This window comes from Acinetobacter psychrotolerans (assembly GCF_048552595.1).
GTDB lineage: Bacteria > Pseudomonadota > Gammaproteobacteria > Pseudomonadales > Moraxellaceae > Acinetobacter.
In genome coordinates, this window is the sequence record NZ_JBIMDK010000032.1 from 1 (window position 1) to 9,107 (window position 9,107).

General features: G+C 35.9%; 12 protein-coding genes and 2 pseudogenes. 7 read left to right on the forward strand and 7 right to left on the reverse strand.

Annotated features, from left to right (window positions below):
• Positions 1 to 361 precede the first annotated feature (361 nt).
• From ACG94X_RS16485 to ACG94X_RS16495, 3 genes are read right to left on the reverse strand one after another with little or no spacing between them, the layout of a single operon-like run.
• Entirely contained in the window at positions 362 to 679 is a 318-nt protein-coding gene (locus tag ACG94X_RS16485) for a hypothetical protein (protein WP_228254635.1), read from the reverse strand.
• A gap of 51 nt (positions 680 to 730) precedes the next feature.
• Positions 731 to 1,045: a type II toxin-antitoxin system RelB family anti-toxin transcriptional regulator gene (gene relB, locus ACG94X_RS16490; RefSeq protein ID WP_111810819.1), complete on the reverse strand. Its 315-nt coding sequence runs from the start codon at positions 1,043 to 1,045 to the stop codon at positions 731 to 733.
• Positions 1,026 to 1,349, reverse strand: coding sequence for a type II toxin-antitoxin system RelE/ParE family toxin (locus tag ACG94X_RS16495; protein WP_000288001.1), 324 nt, complete (start codon positions 1,347 to 1,349; stop codon positions 1,026 to 1,028). The genes relB and ACG94X_RS16495 overlap by 20 nt, the downstream gene beginning before the upstream one ends.
• A gap of 265 nt (positions 1,350 to 1,614) precedes the next feature.
• Between ACG94X_RS16495 and ACG94X_RS16500 the strand changes: the two genes are divergently transcribed.
• From ACG94X_RS16500 to ACG94X_RS16510, 3 genes and pseudogenes are all read left to right on the forward strand, one after another.
• The gene (locus ACG94X_RS16500) at positions 1,615 to 1,923 is read left to right on the forward strand and encodes a hypothetical protein (protein WP_111810818.1); all 309 of its coding nucleotides are present in this window, start codon (positions 1,615 to 1,617) and stop codon (positions 1,921 to 1,923) included.
• Positions 1,924 to 2,088: 165 nt separating this feature from the next.
• A complete protein-coding gene (locus tag ACG94X_RS16505) occupies positions 2,089 to 2,403 on the forward strand; it encodes a hypothetical protein (protein ID WP_114837847.1) in 315 nt (104 codons plus the stop codon).
• Positions 2,396 to 2,578: pseudogene (locus ACG94X_RS16510) on the forward strand (transcriptional regulator); the annotation flags it as partial. The gene ACG94X_RS16505 and the pseudogene ACG94X_RS16510, both read left to right, overlap by 8 nt.
• 83 nt (positions 2,579 to 2,661) lie before the next feature.
• On the opposite strand, the gene ACG94X_RS16515 reads toward ACG94X_RS16510, so the two are convergent.
• Entirely contained in the window at positions 2,662 to 2,928 is a 267-nt protein-coding gene (locus tag ACG94X_RS16515; RefSeq protein WP_146857204.1) for a DUF8583 domain-containing protein, read from the reverse strand.
• Positions 2,929 to 3,136: 208 nt separating this feature from the next.
• Between ACG94X_RS16515 and mobQ the strand changes: the two genes are divergently transcribed.
• The 3 genes from mobQ (at position 3,137) to ACG94X_RS16530 (ending at position 6,655) form a co-directional block, all read left to right on the forward strand.
• On the forward strand, positions 3,137 to 4,573 hold the full coding sequence (mobQ, locus tag ACG94X_RS16520) for a MobQ family relaxase (protein ID WP_419384768.1): 1,437 nt from the start codon (positions 3,137 to 3,139) through the stop codon (positions 4,571 to 4,573).
• Positions 4,574 to 5,112: 539 nt separating this feature from the next.
• Positions 5,113 to 6,042, forward strand: a complete 930-nt coding sequence (repM, locus tag ACG94X_RS16525; RefSeq protein WP_419384769.1) for a replication initiation protein RepM — start codon at positions 5,113 to 5,115, stop codon at positions 6,040 to 6,042.
• A 67-nt stretch (positions 6,043 to 6,109) separates the two neighbouring features.
• Positions 6,110 to 6,655 carry a plasmid replication DNA-binding protein gene (locus ACG94X_RS16530; protein ID WP_303275637.1) on the forward strand — a complete coding sequence of 182 codons (546 nt, stop codon included), beginning with the start codon at positions 6,110 to 6,112 and terminating at the stop codon, positions 6,653 to 6,655.
• A gap of 204 nt (positions 6,656 to 6,859) precedes the next feature.
• Here ACG94X_RS16530 and ACG94X_RS16535 read toward each other — a convergent pair whose 3' ends face one another.
• The 3 genes and pseudogenes from ACG94X_RS16535 to ACG94X_RS16545 all read right to left on the reverse strand — a co-directional run.
• Positions 6,860 to 7,318 (reverse strand): hypothetical protein, encoded by a 459-nt coding sequence (locus tag ACG94X_RS16535; protein WP_005804943.1) that lies wholly within the window; start codon positions 7,316 to 7,318, stop codon positions 6,860 to 6,862.
• Positions 7,318 to 7,611, reverse strand: a complete 294-nt coding sequence (locus tag ACG94X_RS16540; RefSeq protein ID WP_227504502.1) for a hypothetical protein — start codon at positions 7,609 to 7,611, stop codon at positions 7,318 to 7,320. The genes ACG94X_RS16535 and ACG94X_RS16540 overlap by 1 nt, the downstream gene beginning before the upstream one ends.
• 30 nt (positions 7,612 to 7,641) lie before the next feature.
• Positions 7,642 to 8,052, reverse strand: a pseudogene (locus ACG94X_RS16545) (hypothetical protein); the annotation flags it as partial.
• A gap of 159 nt (positions 8,053 to 8,211) precedes the next feature.
• On the opposite strand from ACG94X_RS16545, the gene ACG94X_RS16550 reads away from it, so the two are divergent.
• Positions 8,212 to 8,811, forward strand: coding sequence for a HEAT repeat domain-containing protein (locus ACG94X_RS16550; protein ID WP_117008188.1), 600 nt, complete (start codon positions 8,212 to 8,214; stop codon positions 8,809 to 8,811).
• The last annotated feature ends 296 nt before the right edge of the window (positions 8,812 to 9,107 follow it).

The following is a 9,107-nucleotide window of genomic DNA, read 5'->3' on the forward strand; positions in this document are numbered from 1 at the left end:
TTTTTATGAGCAGTTTTGATACTTCTTGCCAATAAAATTGTTTAAAAAATAGTCGATTTTGCGGTTTTTCTAATATTCTCAACGTCCCAGGATCTAAAATTATCCCCATTTCCTGCGGATAAACCTGGGACAGTTTTTAGCCTATCTTGTACGCATATGCTCACAACAATTCCGGCCCTTTGCGTCTATACGTAATAATAGAATTTTCATATGATTAAGTGGTCAGGAACAGGAAGTTCCATATAATTAAAAATAAGCACCAGGATGGCGCTATATAAGACACGCAAGAGCACAGAGACCTAATGTTCCAATAAAAAACCCTGGCAGGATGCCGGGGTTTTTTATTGCCTGAATATAGTAATTAGTGGGCAGTATCTGATTGGTTTTGATTGATAAATTTAACCAACGTATCCTGAATAAATTCCTCCAACTCAATACCTTGTTTTTTAATTAATTTTTCTAAATTTTCAATTATTTCATGGTCTAATTCAAACGAAATTTCTGATGAGGTCGCCATTAATAAATCGTAGTTGCTTTCTACCATTTTTCTAAAGACTTCCTCAGGATTATTCTTTAATGGCACGTTGAAAGACAGTCGGAGAGAACTGTTAATAATTTCAACATGTGTATATCCAAGATGTTCTGTACTTTTTCCGACAAATCCTAAATGCTTCATCATGATTCTCGAATCTGGTTATAGCGAATAGCCCTCAATCGAGAGCTATATAAATCAAGCCAGGCTTTCTTTTACAAATTGTGGATCAACAATAAATAATCGAATAAGGGATGTTGCTGCTCCTGAAGGTCTTCTAGCACCTTGTTCCCAAGATTCGAGTGTACGTCTCGAAACACCCAGAAGTTTGGCAAACTGTTCTTGTGTCAGTTGAGCCTTTCTACGAGCTAATGCTACATCGGTCTCAGTGATTACAGTTCTTTTAGCAGCATTATTAGCAAGCATGTCATCTATACCTAGCAAGATTTCAGCTTCAATATCTCTGGTTGCTTCAAAAGCTTCGAGTTCTTTTTCAGTCATTAAACGAGTCATTTAATTTCTCCACCAATGCTTGAAGAGTTTTCTTACTAAGCTGTACCGTTTGCTTTTTACTGTACAGGGTTAATAACCAGATCTCTCCATTTGTTAAACGATTAAAGTAGATGACTCTGACACCACCACTTTTACCCCTACCACCACTCGTCCATCTAATTTTACGAATGCCACCTGAATTAGGCTCTACATCTCCGGCTTCAGGATTTAATGCCAAGAATGTTTTAAATTCTTCGTACTCTTCCTGAGTCCAATAAACAAGACAGTATTTAGTAAATAATGGGGTTTCACATATTGTATACATTGCTGATGTTCATACTACCTTGTAGTAACTACATCATATACCACTATGTAGTATTATTGAATATTAATTTTCAGCTTTTTGGTTGTTTAGATTTAACAAGCAGAGTTCTTATATAATTCTGAGGATAAAGGCTATCAAATATGCATACGTAAAATTCTGCGTGAAACCATATTGAAGAATTCAAAAATCACCCTTTAGATTAGGAGCAATAGGATGAACTACTTTGCACAGGATCCCTTCTAGGTAATGTTACCTAGGAGGAATCATGAAAAGACTGAAATCTCAGTATCATCAATCTGTAAAAAAACCACATCCTAATGATTATTTTTATAAACGCTTTCCTAATGTGAAAAGTGTTTATCATAAAAAATTCAGTACACACCAAGAGAAAAGCTTTTATTCAATTCATTGCATTGAATATAAAAACTATCCTCTTAAACTTCGTGTAGCGCGAGGGCCTGGTCTAGCTGAAGCATGGGATGATCTTCCAGCATATGTCTATAAAGTTGCTAAAAGTTGGAAACATAATTCCAGAAGACAGCATCAGTACTACAAAGAACATGAACAACACTAAGAAAAATGAGGGAGTTTTTCCCTCATTTTTTGTATAAAACTCATTCTAAAAGACTGATTATTAGAAATAGATAAAGGATTCTGCATCATTGAAAGAGTAAAATTTATAAAATCAGAAGTATTGAAATTGCCTTCTGTTAACTTGATGAAATGAGTACTAAAACCTATGAAAAGAGATGAAATTTTAGGACATGACTCTTCTGAAAAAATCATTTTTTGCTTTCTTTATGAAAATGATGAAAAGGTTATCTCGCTGTTCGTTCGCTATTCAGATGAAAATACGATGAATATTGCAAAGCAGTCAGTCACTTTACATAGCCTATTTTGGAAATCAGATACGAGTGCACAAAATTTGAAGGAATTATTTGAAACTGATCCTTCTTTAGTAAATTTAGGCGTAGAGTTTTGGGCAGATTTTTTTCAGATCAATAAAAAATTTCCACCAGGCTTCAATAATGTGAAAGGACCGCTCCATGAATAACAAACTATTTGATCATCTTGTCCTTTCACTAAAAGAAGCAGGTGCCATAAAACGTGATGAAATTCAGGCAAGCCAAGCCACAGACCTTAGGCTGCCTGACTCTAAAGCAGGGTGTGAAAAAATGGGATTAACCCAAGTAGAGTTTTCTATACGTTTACATCTCAGGAAAACAACCAACAGAACTGAAAGTAAATTTAAATAACTTAGAAAGTATTAACTTTTAAATTAAATGTTTATATAAAAAAGCTATCCAAAGAATTATAAATTAAACAACTTCCGGTCACGTTCATCTGTTAAATATTTATCCATCTGAGCAATTAGTTTAGCTCTGGCCTGTTCATCATCTTCGGTGATTTTCAACATACAGGATCCAATTAAAATTTTGCGTCTAGTATCATCCTTTCGAGCCTGTTCTTTCTCTTTGGCTCGTTCTCTTGCCAGTGCTGCCTGTCTTTGAGCCTTTAACTGCTTTAGCTTTTCTTCCTGTGCCTTGATTTTGCTGTCTAGTGTTTCAGTAATGCTCATTAATCCAATACCATCATCCTGGGAAACCATCCCTAACATAAGCACCTTGAATATGCATTCAAGGTGCTATATGTATAGTAATGTTTTCCTCGAAGAGCGCACTTATGCAAACTTTGTTTGCAAGTCCGATTGGGGGAACCCCAATACCCCAACAACCGTATCCACGGTTGTATTTCACTACGTGAAAATTTAAAAGCGAAAAACAAGCATGGCGATTTACCACTTTTCAGTCAAAACAGTAGCACGATCAGCAGGGCGATCCGCCACTGCTGCGATTGCCTATCGGGCAGGTGAAAAGATCTATTGTGAACGTGAAGGCCGAGAACATGACTACAGCCGAAAAACCGGGGTGGAATACAAAGAGATTTACTTACCCGAAGGCGCACCAGAACATTTAAAAAACCGAGAAAAACTCTGGAACGAAGTCGAACAACGCGAAACCCGAAAAAACTCGACTGTAGCCAGGGAATTTGAAATTGCCTTTCCAAGTGAATTAAACCAGGAACAACGTCTGGCCATGCTCGAAGAATTATGTGCCAGCATCGTGGAAAGACACCAAATAGCCGTCGATGCCTGCATCCATGCACCACATACCGGATCCGGCAGTGATGAGCGCAATTATCACGCCCATATCCTGATGAGCACACGTAAACTCACGCCAGAAGGTTTTACAGAAAAAACTCGGGAACTCGATCAGAAACACAGTGGAGAAATCGAGCACTGGCGCGAACACTTTGCCGATATCTGCAATATGCACCTCGACATGGTCGGATCCACAGCAAGGGTTGACCACCGCAGCTACAAAGACCAGGAAAATGGCTTGCAGGCCACCCTGCACGAAGGACCGAAAGTCACCGAACTACGCAGAAGAGGCATCGAAACCGAAATCAGCCGAACCAACGATGAGATCAAAGAAAGAAATCAGGCTCAGCTGCAATACGGCAAAAATATGGATCTACTGATTGCTGAAAATGAGATCACACTCAAAAAACTAAAAACAGAACAGCAGATGCATATCCAAAATAGTGCTAAAACGCCACCATTAAGCGCAGAAGAGCAATTTCAATACATACAGAGAGAAACCCTAAGCAAACTACTCAAAGGCGAAATAAGCGCAAAAGAGGCGAATTTAGACCTAGATTTTATGCAACACAATCTTGAGAAAGTCGAAGGTATCCTGAGTAAACAACAAAAGCACAAAAATGACTTCAATCAGCAGCTCGCCCAAGACATTGTGAAAAACGGACTCAAACAAAGTCATGACAAATTGCAAAGCCTGGTGGATCAACACAACGAGTTAGGTCAGAACAAGCCCTTGCTGTTTGGAAAAAAAGCTTGGGAGGCACAACGTGATGCGATTTACCAGGAACACAAACAACTGAAAGATAGACATGAATACCAGAAAAAAAATGGTGTGAAGGATTTATTGGAAAACGAAAAATTCAAAGCACATGCCTGGACACAGTACCAAAAAGAGCATCCAGCCAAAGCCGAGCAATATCAGAACCTCTACCAATCCTACCGAGCTATTAAAAACTGTGTGGATAAGATCAAAGCAGAACAACAAATGAAACTTAGACAAGAACAACAGCTCAAAGCACAACAACAAGCTCCTAAAATGAAATCTCGTGGCATGAGGCGATAAACAGAGCGAGTGTCTACGAGCGAACTGAAAAAATTTGCCCATCCCATCCCTTTCCTTGATTACAAGCTCCCTATCCATCAATCACCTGCTTTACAGAGCATCCCGAATGGGTGCGAACTTTTCAAGTTTGCTTCCTAAATCGAGCGAAGCGAGAAAAAAAGCTGATGAGCGAAGCGAATTCCGAGTTGCTTTTGCTTTTTCTAAAAGTCACGAAAATATGAACCAAAAATTGCCCCGACGAATCGAGCGAAAGCGAGATTCAATAGAGTTTGAGCGAACGAAGTGAAGCGAAAACCAAGGGCAATTTTTCACTCCTTGGGCTTTTAATTATTTTAAAGTTTTTAAATGCTTTTAGATGGTCTAAAAACCTTTATTTATAATATTCTTAGAGATTATAAAACGAGGTTTACCTTGCATTAAAACGAGGTTTACCTTGCATTAAAACGAGGTTTACCTTGCATTAAAACGAGGTTTACCTTGCATTAAGCGAGTTGATAATATAACCTCGTCTTATTAAGTTAAAAACATAATCTTTTCATATGAAAACAGAACTAATAGTTAAAGATAATGCCTTAATTAATGCCAGTTATAACCTTGATCTAGTGGAGCAACGGTTAATTCTTCTAGCGATTCTTGAAGCAAGGGAGTCGGGTAAAGGAATAAATGCTAATGATCCTCTAACAGTTCATGCTGAAAGTTATATCAATCAATTTGGTGTTCATCGAAATACGGCTTATCAAGCATTAAAAGATGCTTGTGATGATCTATTCGCAAGACAATTTAGTTATCAAAGCCTTAGTGAAAAAGGAAATGTTATTAATCACAAATCAAGATGGGTGAGTGAGGTTGCTTATATTGATAATGAGGCTGTTGTTAGACTTATCTTTGCTCCCGCTATTGTGCCTTTAATTACTAGACTAGAAGAACAATTTACAAAGTATGAAATACAACAAATAAGCAATTTAACAAGTGCTTATGCCGTTCGTTTATATGAAATATTAATTGCATGGCGTAGTACCGGAAAAACGCCTCTCATAACCCTGTACGACTTCAGACAAAAAATAGGGGTACTCGATACTGAATACAAACGAATGTATGATTTTAAAAAATATGTCTTAGACATTGCATTAAAACAAGTCAATGAACATACCGATATTACTGTCAAAGTTGAACAGCATAAGACGGGCAGATCAATTACAGGCTTTTCATTTAGCTTTAATCAAAAAAAGTCGGCTACTCAATCTGTCGGATCTACAAGAGATTCAAATACATTAGACCTCTTTTCAACAATGACAGATAAACAACGTCACCTATTCGCCAATAAGCTCTCCGAACTTCCTGAGATGAGTAAATATTCACAAGGTACAGAAAGCTATGAACAATTCGCTGTACGTATAGCTGATATGTTGCAAGATCCTGAGAGAGTAAAAGAATTCACTCCATTACTTAGAAAAGTTGGCTTTCAATGAATAGTGTCAATTGACAATGTAAAGTTGACAGTGAAGTATTAACACAAATTGACAACTCATTTACACCATGAAAAAACTATCCGTTTCAGAGTTAGCAAAACTATATGGGTTTTCCAGACAAGCAATATATGCTCATATAAATAAAGGAAATTTATCAAAAGGAGCAGATGGCTTAATTGATTTCTCAGAAGCTTTAAGAGTATTTGGCGAACCACAAAAGAAAGGGAGTGGTGTCAATCAGAGTCAATCAATTGACAGCCAAAAGTTAACAGAAATTGACTTACTCAAACGTCAAGTTGAATTGCTTGAGAAGCAATTAAATCAAGCGCAACTTAGAGAAAGCCAGTCTTTAGAACGAGAATCTTTCTATCAAGAGCAAATTGAGGCAATGCAACGTCTATTAGAAGCTCCAAAGACTAATATGACTACGTTTACCGATCAGAAACCTAGCCAAGATATAGCAACGGATCCTCGGTCAGAACCTGAGCTGAAACATGACGGATTGACTACTCCAGAGCAGAGGGAAAATAAGCGGATTCCAGTACCGGAGCACATTGAACAGGAACCGGAAAAAAGAGGCTTTTGGAGCCGTTTTTTTAGACCCTATGATTAACCACGATTGTTTAACTGATATGAACAAAGTCGTGAAACATTGCTTAAATAATAGGCGTGGAACGTGAAAAATCATAAAAAAAAAGCCCACCTTGGGGGAGGTTGGGCAAAAAAGAAACTACAGCATTGATTTCTATAGATAATTATAACGCATTTCGTATAAGGTGTATTATGTTAATTTTAGCTTTTCTCTATAATTACTATCTTAAGGCCCACTACCAAATTCTGTAATTAGCCAATCAGATTGAGGAGATTGTTTCACAAGAGTAATAAATAAAATATAGTCACCTACTGGACTACCAGCATCATCTATATGGACGACTTTAACTTTTACCATCACTGAAATAATTTTATAAAATTCTTGATAATACTCAGGTCTACTTTCCGCTGAATCATAATTAATCCTTACTACTTCTAAAATTTTTGAGTCTTTGAAAGAGAGAAACCTTTCAGAACTTTTTAAATCTTCATGTAATCGCGCATCTGGCCAAACATATTTGATTGCTGATTCTAGATCATGTTTAGCAAGTGAATTAAAGAAAAGTATTGTTGTCTGTGTTGCCATCTCTTTATCATGATTTAATTTCTGTTTGTATGAATTAATGATTAGAAGTAGACATAGACCTACAAGTAAAATTCCTAATTTTATAAATATTTTAGACATTATAATTTCACTTTTATCTTTCGAAAAAACGCATAACTGACTAAAAGACACATAAGCCAAAATAAATAATCAAGAATAAAATATAAAAAAATGAATTGATCTATTCCTATAATAATATTTAAAGGATCTAGCGCTATACTACCGCCTGGAGATATTTCACCATCTACTAAAAACTGTAATGGAAATCCTCCTCCTATAACTTCAACTTTTCCAAGCTTGTCTACAACTATCCGGTCTATCAATGTATATTTCTGATGAAACAAAGACAAATAAGTCAAAACAAAAGCTAATATATTGAAATATATTATTTTTTTCTTTAATAATTCTTTAACTTTAAAATCAGTTAAAAATAACCAATAAGACAAGCCTGGAATTAGAGCCATAAAGATAGTCCAAGTGTCGGTATACATCTTCCACCATTCTTTCGAAACTTCTCCTGTATGGCTCCATCCAAAAAGAACAAAAAATGGCATAGCAATAATTAAAGAGCTAATACAGATAGTTAGCAAATTAAGAATACTATAACGATTTAAAAGAATTGAGACCATAAAGCTAAAAGGTACTGTCAAAATACTATAAGCTAAGTAAACAAGACCATGCCCTGCAAAAACCACAAAAATTGAATATAGACTATATTCACGATTCATTATGATAAATAGCAATGCTGTGAAAAAAAGTAGTGGTAAAGGAGCAAGTAATAGGGCTTTTACTATTTTTTCTTTTGAGTATTTCATTAACTTAATTCTCTTATTTACTCAATAATTATTACACTATATCAACTCTTGGAAAAAGCGTTGAATGAGCCTATTTAATTGGTGAATAATATAATTTAAAGTTTCTTTGATGCTTTTTCTATTGATGTAACAACATTCTTATTTAAAAACGTAGGTAATATGAAAAATAATAGTAAGTTGATTTATTTAGTTATTACGGCAATCGTAGTAGCTTTTATTGGATTTTTTATTTTTGCCAAAAAAAGTGATGATGTACATAGTAAAGAGCTGATGGAAACTCAAGAAAAGATCAGTTCCAACCGTAATACTCTTAATGCTAATGACGGTATCACTAACAATGCGCCCAATCTCCCTCATGGAATGCCTCCTAAATGGGTAAAAAGTACGATTGCTATTAATGATAGCCCTACATATTCACGAGAAGATAAAATCCATAAGCTAGTTGATTTGTTGAAACAAAATGAATCGAACCCTGATGCATTAAGTGTAATTCTTGTATCCCTAACGAATTTAGACCCAATTGAAGCAGCAGACGATATTATTCCTTATTTAAAGGATACGAACCCAAACGTTCAAATTTTGGCTCTGGGTGCTCTTAATAATGCTTCGCTACTCACTCAGAAAGAACATGAGATTAAGGGTTCACTGCCAGAGAATGAAGCTGTTCGTAAACGGATTATTGAAGCCGTTAATGAGCTTAAAGTAGATCCAAATACGTCAGATGAAGTAAAGAAAGTATTAATTGCCACTTTCCCATAGATAAATCCTTCTTTAAAAGGCAAATAACAAATGATTTTATAGAGCATTCTTAATTCACTATTCAGCGGAAAATCACTGCCCATTTAACATAATGGGCGTTATACGAAACGCATATAAAAATAGTTTTATATTTCAACAAGTTATGTTATAAAAAATCGGGGACGCAACCCCGAAAAGCCGACTTGGAAACAAGTCGGCTTTTTTATGAGCAGTTTTGATACTTCTTGCCAATAAAATTGTTTAAAAAATAGTCGATTTTGCGGTTTTTCTAATATTCTCAACGTCCCAGGATCTAA